Annotated in this window: 16 protein-coding genes; 5 read left to right on the forward strand and 11 right to left on the reverse strand. The window is 53.3% G+C overall.

All coding sequences use genetic code 11. The features are described from left to right. Nucleotides 1–111: 111 nt before the first annotated feature. Nucleotides 112–2,301, reverse strand: coding sequence for an nSTAND1 domain-containing NTPase (locus tag VB741_RS21220; RefSeq protein WP_323367206.1), 2,190 nt, complete (start codon nt 2,299–2,301; stop codon nt 112–114). A gap of 110 nt (nt 2,302–2,411) precedes the next feature. Here VB741_RS21220 and VB741_RS21225 point away from each other — a divergent pair, with 110 nt between their 5' ends. Continuing rightward, complete coding sequence (locus VB741_RS21225) at nt 2,412–2,579, forward strand: hypothetical protein (protein WP_323367207.1); 168 nt, start codon at nt 2,412–2,414, stop codon at nt 2,577–2,579. On the opposite strand, the gene VB741_RS21230 is transcribed toward VB741_RS21225, so the two are convergent. The 5 genes from VB741_RS21230 to phoU form a co-directional block, all read right to left on the reverse strand. After that, nucleotides 2,520–3,128, reverse strand: coding sequence for a Uma2 family endonuclease (locus VB741_RS21230; RefSeq protein WP_323367208.1), 609 nt, complete (start codon nt 3,126–3,128; stop codon nt 2,520–2,522). The two genes, VB741_RS21225 and VB741_RS21230, sit on opposite strands and share 60 nt — an antisense overlap. 38 nt (nt 3,129–3,166) lie before the next feature. Further along, entirely contained in the window at nt 3,167–3,979 is an 813-nt protein-coding gene (locus VB741_RS21235) for a hypothetical protein (protein ID WP_323367209.1), read from the reverse strand. Nucleotides 3,980–4,044: 65 nt separating this feature from the next. Beyond that, nucleotides 4,045–4,692, reverse strand: coding sequence for a flavin prenyltransferase UbiX (locus VB741_RS21240; protein WP_442786422.1), 648 nt, complete (start codon nt 4,690–4,692; stop codon nt 4,045–4,047). Between the two features lie 61 nt (nt 4,693–4,753). Next, the gene (locus VB741_RS21245; protein WP_323367211.1) at nt 4,754–7,159 is read right to left on the reverse strand and encodes a ribonuclease R family protein; all 2,406 of its coding nucleotides are present in this window, start codon (nt 7,157–7,159) and stop codon (nt 4,754–4,756) included. Nucleotides 7,160–7,605: 446 nt separating this feature from the next. Next, the gene (phoU, locus tag VB741_RS21250) at nt 7,606–8,334 is read right to left on the reverse strand and encodes a phosphate signaling complex protein PhoU (RefSeq protein WP_323367212.1); all 729 of its coding nucleotides are present in this window, start codon (nt 8,332–8,334) and stop codon (nt 7,606–7,608) included. A 421-nt stretch (nt 8,335–8,755) separates the two neighbouring features. Here phoU and psaM point away from each other — a divergent pair, with 421 nt between their 5' ends. The 3 genes from psaM (at nt 8,756) to ribBA (ending at nt 11,553) form a co-directional block, all read left to right on the forward strand. Then, on the forward strand, nt 8,756–8,851 hold the full coding sequence (gene psaM, locus VB741_RS21255) for a photosystem I reaction center subunit XII (RefSeq protein WP_323367213.1): 96 nt from the start codon (nt 8,756–8,758) through the stop codon (nt 8,849–8,851). A gap of 473 nt (nt 8,852–9,324) precedes the next feature. Beyond that, complete coding sequence (locus tag VB741_RS21260) at nt 9,325–9,666, forward strand: hypothetical protein (RefSeq protein WP_323367214.1); 342 nt, start codon at nt 9,325–9,327, stop codon at nt 9,664–9,666. 153 nt (nt 9,667–9,819) lie between these two features. Next, on the forward strand, nt 9,820–11,553 hold the full coding sequence (gene ribBA / locus VB741_RS21265; protein ID WP_323367215.1) for a bifunctional 3,4-dihydroxy-2-butanone-4-phosphate synthase/GTP cyclohydrolase II: 1,734 nt from the start codon (nt 9,820–9,822) through the stop codon (nt 11,551–11,553). Nucleotides 11,554–11,586: 33 nt separating this feature from the next. Here ribBA and VB741_RS21270 read toward each other — a convergent pair whose 3' ends face one another. Then, nucleotides 11,587–12,918 carry a S41 family peptidase gene (locus VB741_RS21270; RefSeq protein ID WP_323367216.1) on the reverse strand — a complete coding sequence of 444 codons (1,332 nt, stop codon included), beginning with the start codon at nt 12,916–12,918 and terminating at the stop codon, nt 11,587–11,589. A gap of 477 nt (nt 12,919–13,395) precedes the next feature. Between VB741_RS21270 and VB741_RS21275 the strand changes: the two genes are divergently transcribed. After that, nucleotides 13,396–14,061 carry a YdcF family protein gene (locus VB741_RS21275; RefSeq protein WP_323367217.1) on the forward strand — a complete coding sequence of 222 codons (666 nt, stop codon included), beginning with the start codon at nt 13,396–13,398 and terminating at the stop codon, nt 14,059–14,061. Here VB741_RS21275 and VB741_RS21280 read toward each other — a convergent pair. The 4 genes from VB741_RS21280 to VB741_RS21295 all read right to left on the reverse strand — a co-directional run bounded on the left by VB741_RS21280 (nt 14,058) and on the right by VB741_RS21295 (nt 18,785). Next, complete coding sequence (locus VB741_RS21280; RefSeq protein ID WP_323367218.1) at nt 14,058–15,545, reverse strand: ArnT family glycosyltransferase; 1,488 nt, start codon at nt 15,543–15,545, stop codon at nt 14,058–14,060. The two genes, VB741_RS21275 and VB741_RS21280, sit on opposite strands and share 4 nt — an antisense overlap. 31 nt (nt 15,546–15,576) lie before the next feature. After that, a complete protein-coding gene (locus VB741_RS21285) occupies nt 15,577–16,239 on the reverse strand; it encodes a hypothetical protein (protein WP_323367219.1) in 663 nt (220 codons plus the stop codon). A 153-nt stretch (nt 16,240–16,392) separates the two neighbouring features. Further along, entirely contained in the window at nt 16,393–17,718 is a 1,326-nt protein-coding gene (locus tag VB741_RS21290) for a PhoH family protein (RefSeq protein WP_323367220.1), read from the reverse strand. Nucleotides 17,719–18,077: 359 nt separating this feature from the next. Next, the gene (locus VB741_RS21295; protein WP_323367221.1) at nt 18,078–18,785 is read right to left on the reverse strand and encodes a hypothetical protein; all 708 of its coding nucleotides are present in this window, start codon (nt 18,783–18,785) and stop codon (nt 18,078–18,080) included. Nucleotides 18,786–18,833: the final 48 nt, after the last annotated feature.

Genomic DNA, 18,833 nt, shown 5'->3' on the forward strand with positions numbered 1-18,833 from the left:
CACCAAATCGGCGCTTAAACTTTTGGACGCTTAGGGTTTGGGTTGCTTCGTAGTTCATCTGCCTGACATGGAAACAGTGAACTAAAATCCTCTAATGTACCATGAAATCTATTATGCAAGAGGTCTAATCAATAAGCCAGATGCTCTAAAAAGATTCCAGCGTTTTTGCCAAACACTTTTTTGGATCAAGTGTTTGGCTGGTTCTGACAGCGGAAAAGTATCTGCCTGTTGTTTCTGGAATCTCTGGGCTTCATGCAGTTGAAATCCCTGCAGCAATTGTCTTTTGGACTGCTCATTGGTTTGCCATGTAACAGCACTCGCTTCAATCCGCCGCTGCTGCCGCAACAAATCTCGATTCTTCTCAATCCACTGCCGCAACAATCGCCAATGGCGAATCAACGCCTCATGGGCCACATCCACAATCGCCCGCCGTTCTTTTGCCTCACCCTTACCCACAACTTCACTGGTCACCAACAGTCGATTCTCTTTATCCGACAACGTATCAATTACGGATCTAACTCTTCCTGCCGGATGCAACGGCTCAGACACCAAATTCTCTAAAAACACCCGCCGCCGAGTATCCTCAGTCCCCTCCCCCAGCTGGGTCAGCTGCTGAAAAATATGCTGCACCGTCCGCTGCTGGTCACCATCAAAACTGTTATAAATCTCCGTTGCCCGTTTATCCAGGGTGCCATTAATGCCGCCCAGCTCCTGATAGGCAGACAACATCAACCTACCCTCCTGACGCCGCTGCCACAGTTCTTTTAGGGTATATTGCAACAACGGCAAACTCCCCGGTGCCCCCTGAATATCATTCAAAATCTGAGTCACCAAAGACGATTCCACCGCCAAACTCGCCTGCTCAGCCGGTTTACAGATCGCCTCCCTCAACTCATCCACCGTCAGGGGCAACACACTCACCATATGCTGCTGCACCCGTTGGGCCAACCCGCTATAGTTCTGTTCCAAACACTTCCCCACAAAGTCCGCCCGCATGGCTATAATCAGGCACAGCTTATGATCTGTTGTGTCCAACGCCCCCATCAAACAGCCAAAAAACTGTTCCCGCTCTTCAGCACTGCCACAGCGGGTAAACACCTCCTCAAACTGGTCAATCACTAAAATAATTCGCTCCGCCTCTGCCGCCTGCACCAACCGCTGTAACCCTGCTGCCCCTTCCTGCAACAGTCCAGCCGCCCGTCCCAGCGCCTCCGCCCGGTCCAACTGCGACCCACCCGCCGGCACAAAGGCCGCCGCCAAATTCTCCATCGGCTTCACATCCGGCCGGGTAATCAAAATCTGCCACTGGTCACTGCCCGCAATCCGCCGACCCAGCTGCAACTGATGGATCAACCCCGCCCGCAACACTGACGACTTTCCGTTGCCCGATGCCCCCACCAATGCCATAAAGTTAGACGTCCGCACCTGATCCAACAGCTGCCCAACCAGCTTCTCCCGGCCAAAAAAGTACTTCGGGTCCTCCCCATTGCAATCAAAAAACTCCAACCCCTTATAGGGACAAATGCCACTGTCCACCGAGTCATGGTTGACCGTCTGGTCCACCGCCTGCCAGGTGCGGGTCAACTGAATCGCCTCACCAAAGTTGGTACACACCGGCGTTTGTAATTCCCCCTTTAGCCCCTGGTTCACATAGTCCACCAACGCAAAGGTATCAATCCAGCGCCCCGGCAACCGCGACGGTTCCAATCCTTCTAACAACGCTTTCGTCAGCACGCTGTACTGACTGTTCAAATCTTCCCAGGAGCTTTCAAACTCCCGCGACGATGCAATAAAACAGCGGTCCCGACTCTCCCCATTCCCCGGATTTGCTGCCCCCACATTGACAATCAGTGAGCCACTGTGGCAACAATCCAACCAAATAATCTGTTGCTTAACCGGACTTTCCGACAACAACCACTGCAGCCACCGCAACGACAACCCCGAACGCGGCTGCTTCGGATCCGTATCACTGGTCGCCAGATACCCCTGGTCATAGCCATCCTGATCGGGAATGCCATGGCCCGAAAAATAAAACAACGCCGTTTCCGGTGCCTGGGAACTGCCCGGACGAAACAGCTGCTTTAACGAATTTTCTAGTTGCAACTGGGACACCGCCTGGGTCGCTGACACCACCGGCCTATTCCCATTAGCCTTGTCGATGCCTTCCGGCAGCCGCCGTACCCTAAATTCCCCATCCTGTTCTAAACGTTGTGCCATCGCCTCTGCATCTGACACCGGGGCCTTCAGCTGGGGCAGAAACTGATAGCTGTTAATTCCAACGCTCAGGGCATCGCGGCTCATAAATGGCAGTTATGGTTAGATCTAGTGACAGCATATAGGATGAGTCTACCTAGGGTGTAGTACCCGTAAACGTAATTTTCAACGTTTGCCGTTTTTTTAATTCGCTCACCATGGCCCAACTCGCCCCCATCCAACTCGAAGACGGCACCACCATCTACATCGAAGCCGAAGAATCCGTCACCGCTCCCGCCACCCTTTTCCTAGGTTTGATTCCGCCATCACGGCCAAATCCGATTCAACGCCAAAACAAATCCTGGCAACACATCTTCCCCCGATAGTTCGGCAGGATGGGCCAGCACCTCCACCTCTTTTCCCTGACGATAAATCTCCACCTGTTGGGTCTGCGGATCAATCAACCAGCCGAGCCGAGCACCATTTTCCATGTACTCTCGCATCTTTTCCTGCAGCTCTGCAAGCCGATCTGACCCAGAGCGAAGTTCCACCACAAAATCAGGACAGATATGGGGAAAGCTATTTTTTTGTTCCGGGCTCAATGCATCCCAGCTCCCCTGACTTACCCAGGATGCATCCGGTGAACGGATAGCGCCATTGGGTAACGTGAAACCCGTGGAGGAGTCAAATGTTTTTCCTAACTCCCCCTTGTCTTCGTACCACCGATAAAGCTGACCTGTCAGACTGCTATTCCGCTCTCCAGTCTCCCAACTCGTCGGTGGATTCACAATCAATGTCCCCGTTGCTGTACGTTCTAATCTCAGATCGCGATTCGCCACTACCAGCAGTTCAAACTGCTCCTGAGTCACCTGCAGTGACAGGGTATTCGGCAATTCGATAGAAAGCGTCTGAAATTGCGACGGTGTTTGAACCATGGTTCTGAGATCAAGTTTTAGGAGAACCGTAAAGATATTTAGCTATCCTTCGCATCGTAGGGCGGAATAATCACCCGATAGTTGGCATCGTAAACATCTTCCGAATCCTCCGGCTTATCGGCCTCAGCGACGGGTTCATCCCCTGAGTCATTGCCATAGAGCCAGCCTTCTTCATAGGTCCGGGAGGAAGGCTGCTCTGCACCGCCCACATCCCAGCCCATATCTGGACCCAAATCCATCCGACCAGCCGATGGCCCCCGGTCTGGCCCTCGATCTGACCGGAACGATGCCCGCGCCGATTCCCGATAGCCATCATCACCCCAGCCAGACTCGATGTCCCGCACCGCATCGTCGGCAGAATTGCTGGACGGTTCAGAACCGTAGCTAGGCACCTGCCGCTGCCCCCAGTCATCCCATTGTTCAGGAGCCTTAAAACTTTCCCAGTCAGTATCGTAGGGGTTTTGCCGTTGACTGTTGCTGCGACTGTTGCTGCGACTGTTGCCTCGGGACGATGATTGGGACCGACTGGACTCATCCGTAGATGAATCAACATATGGGTCCACCGATTCACCCACCGGTGCATCCACAAACCGATTGGGTGCATCGTTACCGGGCATGGGGTCGCTCAACCGTTTCCCCATGGGTCGATAGGAGCGTTTACTGGGCACCAGCTGATAGACCAATAGGGCGCACAGCACACCGATTGCGATCGCACCCAGCAACCACAACGACAGCGGCAAAGTCCCCACGGAGCGGCCCAGCACCACTAAGGGCAGCAGCGGACTAAGATTCTGCAGCACCAGGATCACCAGGACTGCCACCGCCAACAGAAACACAATGAGCTGAACCATCACCGTCTTCTCCTATTGTCCGTTGACCTTAGAACCGGTGGGCAGGACCCACCCTCCAGTAGCGATTAAGCTTCCCCTGCTGCACCATGCCCCTGCCAACGATTTAGGGGCACACAGTCCACATCCAACTGGTCCAGGGCACGGGCCACCACAAAATCGACCAGATCCTCGATAGTTTGGGGCCGATGGTACCAAGCGGGAATCGCTGGCACAATTCTAGCGCCCGCTTCCGCCAGGGTGGTGAGATTACGTAGATGAATTAAGCTCAACGGTGTTTCCCGAGGCACCAGCACCAGGGGTTTACCCTCTTTCAGCTGGACATCGGCCGCCCGTTCCAATAGATCAGAACTCAAACCAGCGGCCAGCTTCCCCACTGTACTCATGCTGCAGGGCATAATCACCATGCCCTGGGTTTTAAACGAGCCACTGGCAATGGTAGCCCCAATATTCCCCCAAGCATGGCAGCGCAGGATACCCCCCTGTTCCACCCCAGCCCGCTGCCGCCAAAATAGGGCCTGCTGCTCTAAATCACCCGGGAGACGCACCTGCTCCTCGGCCTGCCACACCGTATACACGGCCTTGGAGGCCACCAGGTCCACCTGGTAGCCTGCGGTCAGTAGGTGCTTGATGGCGCGCACGGCATAAATTAACCCAGACGCTCCGGTGATGCCCAAGACCACGGGCCGGGCATTAACCCCAGAATTTACTCCCATGGATGCAGCTGTCTCCACCCATTCCCCAGATGCCCCTTGAGCATCCGGGGGCTCGGCTAAACTACTCTTCCCCATCGTCAAAGATGGCATCTCTATTCATCGGGTTGTTGCCGTTATCCACATCATCGTCATCGTCATCGTCGAGGGCCTCACTCCCGCCACCCACAGCCACTAGGTCAATCTGTTGGCGATAGTAGTCGACGCTTTTTACCTGCACCTCAACCCGATCCCCCAGCCGGTACTGTTGACGATTTTTACGTCCCATTAACTTTTGCTGGCGAGAACGATATTCGTACCAGTCATCCTTCAGGGAACTCACGTGGACCAAGCCTTCCACCAGCAACTCCTCTAGCTCTACAAAGAATCCGTAGGACTGCACACCAGTGATTAATCCGTGGAACACTTCCCCTGTGTGGGCCTGCATAAAGGCCGCTTTTTTCAGTCCCTCCAAGTCAGCTTCAGCTTCTTGGGCAAGGCGCTCTCGCTCGGTTAGGTGGGTGGTGAGGTGGGCGAAGCTTTCCTCAAACTCACCGTGAATGTCTGGTGGTAGAACACTCCAGTTCACAGTACCGTGGCTGCTGCTGCTGCGGAGGTCAGCCCGTTCTTTGGAGCGGGTGGTTTTGCGATCGCGACCCTCCTCAAAGATGGCATGCAGCACTCGATGCACCAATAAATCAGGATAGCGCCGCACCGGGGAAGCAAAGTGGGTATAGCCATCCTCTAGGGCCAAACCAAAATGACCATCGGGGTGACTGCTGTAGGACGCTGGCTTTAGGGTGGACAGCAACAGATAGGTCAACACCTTCTCCGCCTTAGACTCCCTAAACTGCCGCACAAACTCCAAGTAGTCCTTGGGCAAAACAGCATCTTCACTTTCCAGCTGTAAACTCAGCCCCATATTATTGGCCAGCTTGATCAGCTCCTGCACATCGCCGGGGTCTGGAGTGCCATGGAGCCGATAGATGGCAGGCACTCCCAACTCTTTCAAATGCTTCGCCACGAGCTGGTTAGCCAACAACATACATTCAGTCACAATGCGCCGCGCCGGTAGTAAATCCGACACCACCATCACCCCTAGACCGCCCTCATCGTCATGTTGAAACTTAGGGGAGAGATACTGGGCCAGCTCTTCCCCCGCTTCTTTTGGAAAAACATGATCCGGTAGATTTAAATCAAACGAGCCCCGCTGATTGCGCTGCTGCTGTAGCAACTCACTGACTTCCAACAGTTGATCAATCAGCTCGAAACAATCTTTAAATTGAATCAGGTCTCGCTTTTTAAAAGACAATTCCTCTAACGCCTCTTTATCATCCCGCAGCAACACGGCCTGGGTTTGGTTGTAATTCAGTTGAGCATCATTACAGACCACCGATGGCTGCACCTCATATCTGAGCACCTCACCCTCTGGGGAGAGAATCACCATCACCGAAATAGTCAACCGCTCTTTGTTTTCCAACAGGGCACAGAGGGAGGTGGACAGGGGCGGTGGCAAGAGGGGCACGGGGGAATCCGCCAGGTATACCGATGTACCCCGACGATAGGCTTCTTGATCGATCGGGCTATCGGCGGGGACATAATAGGAAACGTCCGCCACATGAATGCCCAATTCCCAGTTGCCATCATCCAGTTTTTCTAGGGTGAGGGCATCGTCAATCACCTGGGCCCCATCGGCATCGATACTGACGGTGGGCTGATCCCGAAGATCAAGCCGCTTTTTTATATCGGTTTTACGAACACGATTGGGCAGCGCCTTGGCGGCCATCATCACCTCTTCAGGAAAAGCTCGGGGCAGATCGTGTTTGCAATAAACAATGTCAATATCCGCCGCCGCTTCCGCATCACTGCCCAAGATCTGGGCCACCCGACCCTGGGGCAAATATTGCCCAATGGGATAGCGCAAAATCTCCACATGCACCAGGTAATCAATGGCCGCCTTCAGATCCTCTGGGCTGAGTTCGTCGTCTTCCTGGTTTTGTAAGTCGAGGTGAAATAACAGCCGATCATCCAGGGGAACTGCCTGCAGGCCATTGCCATCTTCCGATTCCTTAATTCGGGCCAGCACTGAAGAATTGGCTCGCTCCAGAATCAGCTGCACTTCACCCTCCGGACTCCGGCGACGATTGCCTTCCTTGGTCACCCTGACCAATACCCGGTCACCATTCCAAGCGTGATTGAGATGGGACTCCCTAACGTAGACGTCGTCGGCTTCTTCATCATCTTGGATGGCAAAGCAAAACCCTTTACTAGAACAGCGCAGTTTACCTTCAACCACCCCTTCCTCTTCAATGCGCCGGTATTTGCCGCGCTCTTTTACCAACACGCCCAGACGTTCCAAAATGTCCAAGACAATGGTCAAATCATTGACCTGGTCCTCGTCGGAACAATTGAGTTTTTTTTCCAGCGTCTTCAGCGTAACGAGCTTGTCGTTTGAAAAATTAGCTAAGAGGGAAGCAATTGAAAAATTCATGTAGCGATGAATCCTACGGTTTAGTAAAACAATGCCACTGGTTTCTTGGCCAGAGACTGGGCATAGATTGCGCTGCTTCCTAAAGAAACCGAAAAAAGCTGCAGTCTTGCAACACCCAAAAGCCAATGACAAACGCTACTCCACGGACCGCAAGCCACAACAGCCATACTATTTAGCAACCAGCAATTTTTCAGGGTACGAGGGCAATCCTCTAAGGCGTATCCCTAAAAATTACTCTAAAACTACCGCTGCACAGTATGACCTGCCATTTACACGCCCTTAGCTGAGTACGTTCAAGAAAATAGCATGTGAACGGTATAAGTGTTCCTTAAAGTAGCCCTTATGTCAAATAGCTTTCAAATAATTTAAATTTATTTTTGCGATCGCCAAAGGTTAAAACCCGTCATTTCTCCTGGGGTAGCTCCCGATTTCCCAGGGTCACGGGCTTAATACTGCTCTCCGGTCACCACAAACGCTACCCGTCGGCCAATATTGGTGGCATGGTCGGCAATCCGTTCCAGATAACGAATGGCCAAGATCATGAGCACCGTCGGTTCCACCGGTCCCGGCACGGGGGTGTTGACGATGACGTCGTAGAGGCGATCATAGTCGTCATCCACCACATCATCTTTAACCTTAAGTTCCCGGCCGGCATTAGCATCCAGTTCGGAAAGGGACAGCAAACTTAGGGCCACCATGGATCGACATCGGTCCAGCATCACCTCGACCTGAACCATGGCGGCATGGGGAGGATAGGGAAATAGTTTGACGGATACTTCCCCAAGGTCCTTGGAATAGTCCCCGATGCGCTCCAGGTCACGCACCATTTGCATCAACCCACTGACTAGCCGCAGGTCTTGGGTCACCGGCGCTTCTAGGGTGATCAAATTGATACAGTCCACCTCGATCTGCCGATAGAGCTGATCCACCTGCTTATCGTGCAGCTTGAGCTTTTTGGCCGCATCCAGGTTGCGATCGCACAGCGCCTCCCTAGCTAGCAAACAGGAACTTTCCACCAAAGCTCCCATCCGCAAAACATCCCGCTGAATTCTTGTGAGCTTAAGATCTAAGGTCGAACGCACCAGGGAAGCCACCCCCATGGGCTGCTTGTTGGCATTTGATTGGGGATTTAAAGTGGAGTCATCCTGACCCACACTGGAAGAAGCTACATTCATCTAGCTAAAACAATCAACTGCCAACGCACAGCTTGAAATAAAGAATTCTATTCTAAGTGTTGCGCTTTGTATTCATAGCGCATTCATAATTAAATGGAATGTTTCTAGAGCTACATTAAATGGAATGTTTCTAGAGCTACATTCCACTAGGTCTGCGGAAAATAACGTCTCCCTACAAATCTACAGTTATTTTTACAAACTCTGAGCAGCTGTAACATTTTCCATCATGGGTAGCGCTAATCCCAGCCCCGCCAGGGCATGATCGAGTCTGCAGGGCCGGATTTTGAGCTAACTGAGTTGTAGCTAACTGAGTTGTTAACGTCTGTAACAGATTGGCAACGAAGCGTCGGATCGCGCCGGTTTTAGTAAACAATTCTCTAAGACCATAGTAGTTAATATTTAGTAAGGACATTGGCATACCATGGCTTTATCCGACACTCAGATCATCATCGCCCTGCTAGTGGCTTTAATTCCAGGTGTTTTGGCCCTCCGTCTTGGCACCGAGCTCTATAAGTAAACCCTCAGAAAGTCAGACCTTAGATTCAGTAGGTCTTAAATTGACCTTAGGCAAGTAGAACCCTGGACCCAGGCTATGAGCGCAGGCTGATAAACGCAAACTGCTAAGGGCGGGTTGCTGAACGTATGTACGTTTAAGTTATCCAGCTTTCTGAGCCATTAGCCCTGCTCCTAGCGTTGTCATCTTGTTAACCAAAGCTTTTTCCTCAGCTATTTTTTGGAGCAATGTTCATATCAGCCCTAAGCAGCGGTGCTTGGGGCTATTTTTTTGGTCTAAACAGTCCCCTGCCCAGGATGCCACCCAGCCCGAACCGGATCCCCTCCCTTAGCTCCCGCTGCCTCAGGTCATCACCCTGGCCGATGGTCCAATTTTTTTTGGCATTTAACCATGAATTTGTGGTGCAAAAGTAGCAATACCCCCCATAATGTGGGCAAGCTTCACAGCAGCTGTAGGACATGCTAGGGACTAGATTCATGGTTCAACCAAAAACACCCCTGAGGGTCAGGGGCAAAGCTCGCCAATCGTTGGTGTTGGAGTCTACGGTAAAACTCACCGTCAATATCCTGCTAGCCGTGGTGGCCGCATCTACCCTGGCAAAGCTGGTACCCTACTATCGTCAGCAACAAGCAGAATTAGACCAGCTCAACCAATCGATCCTCGCCTTAGAGAAGGAAAGGGATGGGTTATGGGAAGCCTTTAGCCACAATTTTGACCCGGAGCAGTCTGGTCGCATCATGCGGGAACAGAGTGGCCAAGAAGATCCGGGCCGCCATCCCATTGTCCTGATTGATCCCCTGCAAAATTCTCAACCATAGCTTCGTTAAAGGTTTTCCACGGTCTCTCCAGGGCCGTTCCCCTAACGTCCTACCGTCTTCCCGCCGTCCCACCAGCCAAACAGCTCCCGTCAATATAGGGAATAACACATTACAATTTATGGGCAGTTAATGACAGTCGGTGGGCAGGGATCTGTGGTTGCCAACGTTAATTCATCACCTCAATCCTCCCAACAACGAGGTGAAGCGATCGAGCACAAACTAGCAACATTTCAATTTGATAGCGTCGATGCGGCCCTGATCGATTTGGCTGCTGGCAAGTCAATTGTTGTTGTGGACGATGAGAACCGAGAAAATGAGGGGGATGTGGTGTGCGCAGCGCAGTTTGCCACCCCCAATATGATCAATTTTATGGCGGTGGAAGCGCGGGGATTAATTTGTCTCGCCATGACCGGAGAACGCCTAGATCAGCTGGACCTGCCCTTAATGGTCAGTGGTAACGGATTTGAGGATGAAAACGAACAAACCGCTTTTACGGTCAGCATTGACGCCAGCCTGAGCTGGGGCGTGACCACGGGTATTTCAGCCGAAGACCGCGCCCGCACCATCCAGGTGGCGATCAATCCTGAGGCTAAGGCTCAGGATCTACGACGACCCGGGCATATTTTTCCCCTGCGGGCCAAAGAGGGGGGCGTGCTCAAACGGGCCGGACATACGGAAGCCGGGGTAGATCTGTCTAAATTGGCGAGACTTTATCCCGCTAGCGTTATTTGCGAAATTCAAAATCCAGATGGTTCCATGGCCCGGCTGCCAGAACTGATTGACTATGCCCAAACCCATGGTCTCAAGCTGATTAGCATTGCCGATTTGATCAGCTATCGCCTGCGCCACGAGCGCCTGGTCAAGCGGGAAGCCGTGGCTGAGTTACCCACCCAGTTTGGCAAATTTCAAATCTATGCCTATCGGAACCTGCTGGATAGTTCTGAGCATGTGGCCATTGTTAAGGGAGACCCGGCCAGCTTTGAGCACATGCCTGTGATGGTGCGGGTCCATTCAGAATGCTTGACCGGGGATGCCCTCGGCTCTCTCCGCTGTGACTGTCGCCTACAGCTGCAAACAGCATTGAAGATGATTGAACATGCTGGGGCCGGGGTGGTGGTCTATCTGCGCCAGGAGGGGCGGGGCATTGGTCTGGTGAATAAGCTGAAGGCTTACTCCCTGCAGGATATGGGCTTTGACACGGTAGAAGCGAATGAAAAGCTGGGTCTGCCTGCGGATCAACGCAACTATGGCATCGGGGCCCAAATCCTGAATGATCTGGGGGTGCATCAGTTTAAGCTAATTACCAACAACCCCCGGAAGATTGCGGGGCTGAAGGGGTATGGCCTAGAGATGGTGGATCGCATGCCCCTGTTGATCGAGACCAATACCTACAATTCGGACTACCTATCCACTAAAGCCCAAAAGCTCGGACATCTAATGCTGCAGTCCTACCTGGGTACCCTAGCGCTCCACTGGACCGAGGCGCTGCCGTCGGCCCAACGCTATGAAAAGGTTAACTGTCTGCGTCAGATTGCCCATGCATCAGGCCTATTGATCCAGGAAGAAGCTCGCTCCATTGCCGTCTCACTGTTTAGTCCCCAGGCCCTGATTGTTAATTTGGGCCTAGCGGAACCGGTGGCCAGTACCTGGTATCAGGAGCCTGATAACATCTATCGCCGTGCGATCGCAACCATCCTGGAGCAGCTGATCCAATGGTCTGACTTAGAGGAGTTAGATCTTCTCATCGCCAACGGCAGCGATCCCTTTACCACTCTCCAGGTGGGTCTAGACCGACAGATCTTTAGCTGGCAGTCCCCAGCTGCAATTGGCGAACAGCTGAGCACCCAGCGGATCTACAGCTTTTCCCGCCACAGTCCCAACGATTAGTTCCCAACGATTAGTTTTTGTGGCTGCTCACCGCTACTGTTCCGGCGTCCGGCCTAACTCGGTGGCAGGGGCCACCGGAGAACTCACCGTCGTCGGCAACTGCTGACGGCGGCGGCTGGCCGCCACCGCTGGCACCAAGGCAGACACCGCCTCAGTAAATTGCGGATCGTTGGCTGTCCCCATCAGGTCGGGATCGTTCGCCAAAGCATTCCGCTGATCCGTCGACAGATCCACGTGAATATCGGGGGTAATGCCCTTGCGACTGATGTCGGTGCCATTGGGGGTGTAATAGTGGGCCACGGTGACGGCGATCCCCGAACCATCGGATAGACCGTGGAGCGATTGCACCAGGGCTTTCCCAAAGGTGGGACTGCCCACGACGATGGCACGGTCATTGTCCCCTAGGGCGCCGGTAACAATCTCACTGGAGCTGGCCGAATCCCCGTTCACCAAAATGGCCATGGGTAGTTCGGTTAAATGGGTGCGATTGGCGGAAATTTCTTCGCTGTCGCCGGTGCGATCCACCGTCCGCACAATGGGACCCCGCCGTAGCCACATGCGGCAGATATCAATGCTGGCCTGGAGCAGTCCGCCAGGATTATCCCGCAGGTCCAGCACAAAGGCCTCGGCCCCCTGAGCGCTCAAATCACCAATGGCCACCTCCATTTGTTCCGCTGCATGGGCACCAAATTCATCCAGGCGGATATAGCCCACATTGATCCCATTCTGGGCTGCCAGTTTGGCATTGACCGTCCGCACTTCCAGGCGAGCCCGAGACAGAATAATGGTCTCAGGTTCACCGTTTCGTTCGATGGTAAGGGTGACCTGGGTATCCGTTTCACCCCGCAACAGCTGGGAGGTGTGCTCCGCACTGAGAAAGTCGGTGGAACTACCATTCACCAGCACAATCCGATCCCCCACCAGAATGCCGGCAATGTCGGCGGGGGAGCCAGCTATCACATCACTGACTACCACAGTCCCTGCGGCCCGATCCCGCCGCAGTCGGAGGCCAATGCCGGAGACTTCCCCGGAGGTCTGCTCTGTCAGATCAGCATATTGATCGGGACTCAGAAAGCGGGTGTAGGGATCATTTAAACGATGGAGGGCACGGCGCAGCTCGGTGTAGGCCGCCTCACGGGAGGTGTAGTTGCGCCCCAGCAGCTCCTGGCGGACTTCCACCCAGTCAGTGCGATTGAAGGAGTCGTCCACATACTCGCGATAAACAATCTGCCAGGCCTCGTCAAGGATTGCCTTGGGGCCGTCTGTAAATGCTGCCTCAGCTGGAAATGAAGTGAGAAGAGCGGGGGTGAGAAGAACCGTTGCGATCGCACCAGTCGATCGAATTAACTCTAAAGTAGTTTTCATTGAAACGGTTGCGACAGAGGTTAGCAGGATATATGCAAACAATGTAGGAATCGAGCAAGTGAGGGAGTAGATTTACCCAAAACCATATGATGAACCATTACATCGGTGGAACTTTACGTAAGAATGTCAAACTCGCCCTAGGACAAATTTCGCATATTCCTAAAAAGTTTACAGATTATTTAGAATTTAGAGCCCAATATAACTAGACCATTCAGCATAAATACTTGACTTAAATCTAGCGTAAGGAACCAAGCAATTACTTAGCTCCTTGGGATCTTTATCCAAACCTTATTATCCTTGTCGGTACAATAGGCCACTCGGTCCCGATTCATTGGTTTTAAAAGAAAATTTAAGTAAATCCGCTCAATGTGTAAACATTACGCCCTCAAATGCTTCACAGTTCATCTGTAGAATATTCTTTGAAACGCTTAATTACAGGGGTATATTTACGGAAGCACGGACAGATTGCTGAGTCAAATGTCTGGAATTAAATTATTACAACGCTACTTTAAATCCATTTGTCTGGGATTGCTCATCACAGGGGTGATTGTTACTTTCGTTACAATCAGTCATCTATGGAGCGCCAGCAAATCCCCCACCGATGCCTACCTGGTTTTAGGGGGCAGCATTCGCCGAGAAATGTACATGGCCCAGGTGGCCAGCACCCTCTCCCCACCCCCCCCGATTTTAATCTCCGCCGGTTCCAGCGATCCCTGTATTCGTCTGCTATTTGAGCAAGTGGGAGCTTCCCTAGACCGGGTTTGGCTAGAGCACTGTGCTAAATCCACCTTTGGCAACTTTGTCTATTCTGTCCCTCTGCTAGAACGCTGGGGGGCTCACCATGTTTCCCTGGTGACCTCCGGCAGTCATACCCGCCGTGCCCTCACCCTGGCTCGGATTTTGTTCGGTGCTCGAGGCATTTGGGTAGAGCCGTTAATTGTGGAGGAAGCGGGCATCCCTGGCAATCAAGAAAGCGTCCTCAAAACCACGTTGGACATTGGCCGCAGCCTGCTGTGGGCTGTGGTGGCCCAGGTCCATAAGCCTACCTGCCAGCGGGTGGTCTCCTTGGCCGCGGTGGATTTAGCCCAGTGGCGACAACAGGGGTTTAAGTGTGAGCACCAGGCGGGGATTGAGGGCAGTTAATCCACAGTTTCTACCACACCTGAATACAAGTAGTAGTCCTTAATTTTCACCCCAAACCGCTGCACTGGAATGGTGGCCACCTGCTGCCAACCGGGTTGTAACTTGAGGGGACCTGCCTGTGCATCGACCTGTAGACCGTCCTGTGGAGCAGTTGCCACAAAAGGATGCCAGTCATCCGCCAGCACCAGGGCGGACTGGCCCAACAGCTGGCGAGAACCGGCCCAAACATCGAACTGGTCAATGCGATGGGAAATGGCCAGAACCGTACTGTCCTGAAGGGCATAGGCCAGGGCGGAGGCAGAGCGGTAGTCGGTGGTTAACAGTAAATCGTGACGGGGGGCATAGGCTTGGACTACCGTTGCTACCTGGTGCCAGCCAAAGGACATGCGCCCATCGGGGTCACCGTCGGGACCCAATAGGGCACTCACGGGGAATAGACAGTAGTTAACCACCAGCAACCAGGCAACAACGGTGCCTAAAATTTGGCTGCCCTGGAGCCATCCCCGATGCTGCCAACGGCAGGTGTCTGTGGTGTCTGATCCGGGGGAAAGAAAAAACAGGGGCACCAGGGGCAACAACAGCAGGTAGGCCAAAATATTCCAGTAGTAGAGGGCGGTGGAAAACAGCCCCACCAGAGACAATAACCCGGTGGAGATGAAGCACAGGCCCAGGGCCATGGGGCGATAGGTGGGGGAGTTGAGGGGACGGGCTGCCGAACATGCCATGGTGGCTGAGCGCACCAGGACCCACACCAGGGGGGGAGACAAAATCAGGGCGGCGGTCAGCCAAAAGAACAAAACGGCATCCGGTCGCAGGTTGGGGCCGCCGCTGTCAACGCTGCGGGTGAGGTAGTACTGGAACGAGAGCCAATGGTTTTGTTGATTCCAGATCAGGATGGGGAGGGTGAAAAGGGTTGCGATCGCAACCGCCCCATACAGGCGACCATCCCGCCATAGCCGTCGCAGTTTGGGCTGACTAACCATCACCCCCAGCCCCGTCAGCCCCACAAAAACCGCCGTATACTTACACAGTCCCGCCAGCCCCAGGGCCGCCGCTCCCCCATAGAGAAATCTAGTCTGCCCGCGCCCATTCAGCCACACCCCATCCAAAAACCGCACAAACCAATAGGCCGAGATTAACGAAAACGTGATCAGCCAATGGTCATGCCAGGCCAGGGTCAAAAACAAAAAATAAAGCGGACTACTCCAACCGCACACCAGGGTAATCAGCCAGGCATCACGACCAAATTTGCCATAGAGATAGTGACAAATTTGATAATACGTCCAGAAAAACAGACTGTTGCTCACCAGGGTCGGCAACCGCAGCACAAAAGCCCCATGGCCCAGGTGGGAAAACACCCCCTGCACCCAGGCATGGAAAGGCGGATGGTCATAGTAGGACCAGTCTAAATGCTGACCCCACAGCCAGTAATAGGCCTCATCAGGATTGGGAAACGCCGTCAGCCAGTAAGCAATATGAGCCAACAATAGGAGGATTAGCCCCAGCCAAAATCCCCTACTCCCCCCCATCATCCGTCGATTCAATATCAATTCCCCATTCCCGCAGAGCCGCATCCCCATCATCCGTCAGTTCCTCAGACTCAAACTGGGGCGGAGTCACTAGATTGGCCCGCTCTTCCGGATCACTCCATAGGGTAGGAGTGTAGACAATCGCCGGTAACCCAGCCCCAGTTAAGCCCCGAATAATTCGCTCCGGCGTTTGAGGAAAGGCAATAAACAGGGGGTAAGGGCGTTCCGACCCTTCATTGAGCAGATGTTCATGCTGCATCGGCATCAGCCACTCGTAGTTTTCCGACAGCAGTATCTGGGTCCGTCGCCAGCGAGACAACAGCTCCGAAAAATCCTCATCGGGCCGGTGAATAAACAGCACCACATCCACGCCAGTTTTAATTTTCCACTCCGGGTCACACATCAGCATCACCAGGTCACAGGGGAGGGATGTCACCTCTCGACGGGTACTCACCGGTCCCAAAGGGCCATCCAGCGGCCGGCGGATACTAATGTTGGGCAAGGGTATGGTGATAATGCTTTCCTGGGGACGTCGCATACTGGGCAACATTTCCAGATAGGGGCGGTGCTGCTTGAGCAACGCCAAGGCTCCCCGATAGTCACTGCACCACGCCAGCAGATGTTCGTAGTCGCTTTGGGGAGTCGCCATATGCACTCGAAGATTTACTCGAAAGTCTGTGTCCTGACCTATTCTAGCTTTCCCCGTTTACTACCCACCAGACAGTTTGAGGCCGAGCTACCTGGCCTCAAACTGTCTGGAAAATTCTATGGTTTTTGGACAGCAAATTTCCACAGCAAATTCCTACAGTAGTTCCGTAGCTCTCTCCGCTAGGGCCGAGCGCTCACCCCGAGTCAGCAGAATATGCCCGGCCAGGGGCTCATGCTTAAATCGTTCTACAGCATAGGATAAACCGTTGCTGGCAGCATCCACATAGGGATTATCAATCTGGGCTGGATCGCCAGTAAGGACAATTTTGGTCCCCTCCCCGGCGCGGGTCAAGATGGTTTTGACTTCATGGGGCGTTAGATTTTGAGCTTCGTCAACCACCAGGAACTGTTTGGGTAACGTGCGTCCCCGAATGTAGGTGAGGGCCTCGATTTGCAATAGCCCCATCTCCATCAGTTCCTCGTGGCCCCGCCGCCAGTGGGCCGGTTTGCCGGTCGGATCTTGGGTCCCAAAAATCAGATCAAAGTTGTCGTATAGGGGCTGCATCCAGGGAGTAAGTTTGTCATTAATATCCCCCGGCAAATAGCCCAGGTCTCGCCCCATGGGCACCACGGGACGAGAGATTAGCAAACGACTGTAAACCCTATCCTCAGAGACTTTTTGCACCCCGGCCGCAATAGCCAACAGGGTCTTTCCCGTCCCGGCCTTGCCCACCAAGGTGACTAGGGGAATACGGTCATTGAGCAACAGATTTAACGCAAATTTCTGTTCTCGGTTGCGGGGATGTACCTGGGAAATACCGGCGTAGGGCACCTTGGGCAGGGGAACAATATGACCTGACTCGCCATCCACCATGGCCAAGGCGGTATGGGCTGGGTTGTTGACGTCAATGAGCGTCAGGGACTGGTTGGGATAAAACTTACCTTCCAACTCCAAGGTGCCACCCCGGAACAGTTGACTCAGCTGGTCTGCATCCACCAGTAACTCCCCGGTACCGGAATACAGATCATCAATATCAATTTTATCGGTTTCATAGTCTTCCGCCGCCAGCCCTAGGGTGTCGGCCTTGATGCGCAGATTGGTATCCTTGCTGATCAACACCACCGGACAGTCGCAGAGATGTTTATGTTCTAGGGCCACGGCTAAAATCTCATTGTCCGCCTTATCCCCTTCCAGTTCTAGAGGTAGGGTCGATAGGGTTTCTTGATGACAGAGGGAGACTTTTAGGTTGCCGCCTCCATCCAGGGCAATTCCCTCGGTCAAACTCCCTTGGGTGCGGAGCTTGTCCAACATCCGCGATACTTGACGGGCATTACGACCGGTTTCATCCAGGGATTTTTTGAACCGGTCTAGCTCTTCAATGATGGCGATGGGTAGGATGACGTCATTTTCCTCGAAGCGATAAATGGCTTTTGGATCGTGCAATAGCACATTGGTATCGAGGACGAACGTCTTTTTCATAGATTGGAATAACCCTTGAAATCCTTTAAACCCGGAATGGGCAGGAACTTCCTTACGACTAAATGGCAGTGGAAATATATGTACTATTATCTATTAAACTCGATGGGTTTGCGTAGCAGGCTACGACTAAAGGAGCTTAATGTTTACCTCACATTTAGATCCTTGCGCTTAGAGTCTGACATTTAGCCGTTGTCATCTTGACCGTTAAGGGATATCGGGGTGTAGGGCGGCGATAACGACCTAAAAGGTGGCCCTCATCCTAAATCCTTCTCCCCCAGGGAGAAGGACTTTGAGAACCCGTCTCCCTGGGGGAGAAGGACTTTGAGGCAAGATCCCTCAGGCAGGACATCCCTATGGGCCTATGGGTCAGAGGTCAGTTTTCTCAGTTCTTGATGCACGGTGGTACCCACCTGTAGGGCTTCATTCAGCAGTTGGCCATAGTCTCCGGCCAGTTCTGAGACTTGCAGTGTCTGTAGACTGGAGAGGTTGGTTTCGATGCTGGCAAACAGCTCATGGCGACGGGCGATAAAGCGCTGATGTTTGCGCATAATTTTGTCGCTCATTAAGCCGCACATCAGGCTCTCGCGGGTGAGATGGAGGGCTTCCTTAACGGCTTCTGGATTATCCAATGACAGCCGTTTAGATGGGCCATCGGCCTGGCGGAGTTCTTCTAAAATCTCCACTGCTTTGATCATTTCGTTAAACCGATCCACTTCGTCTAGTAGGTGACTGAGCACTTGGAGCTGCCGACCTTTATGGATGCCATAGAGACCATGGGCGACGGTGGTTGCGATCGCACCCCCCAAGCCTACCCCCATAAAAACCCCCAGCCGTGGGGCCTGGCCCCCCAGACTTCTGCCCAACACCAGGACCACCGGCAACCACAGCACTAGGGCCACCGCCAACACCAGCCCCTGGTTCAGCAGCCAGCTCCATCGCAGCTTCGGATGCCGCCACACTGATAGCCGAGTCCCGCGCCCCATGGACAACTCACTAATGTCTAGACCGGTCACCTCATCCAAATCCCGGTTTGTAATCCGCAGGTTATCCAGGTTCACCTCATCCACCTATGCAAACTAAATCCGGCCATCTAAATCCTGCCCAAAGTCATACCG

The sequence above is a fragment of the Leptothoe sp. PORK10 BA2 genome (genome assembly GCF_034932105.1).
GTDB lineage: Bacteria > Cyanobacteriota > Cyanobacteriia > Phormidesmidales > Phormidesmidaceae > Leptothoe.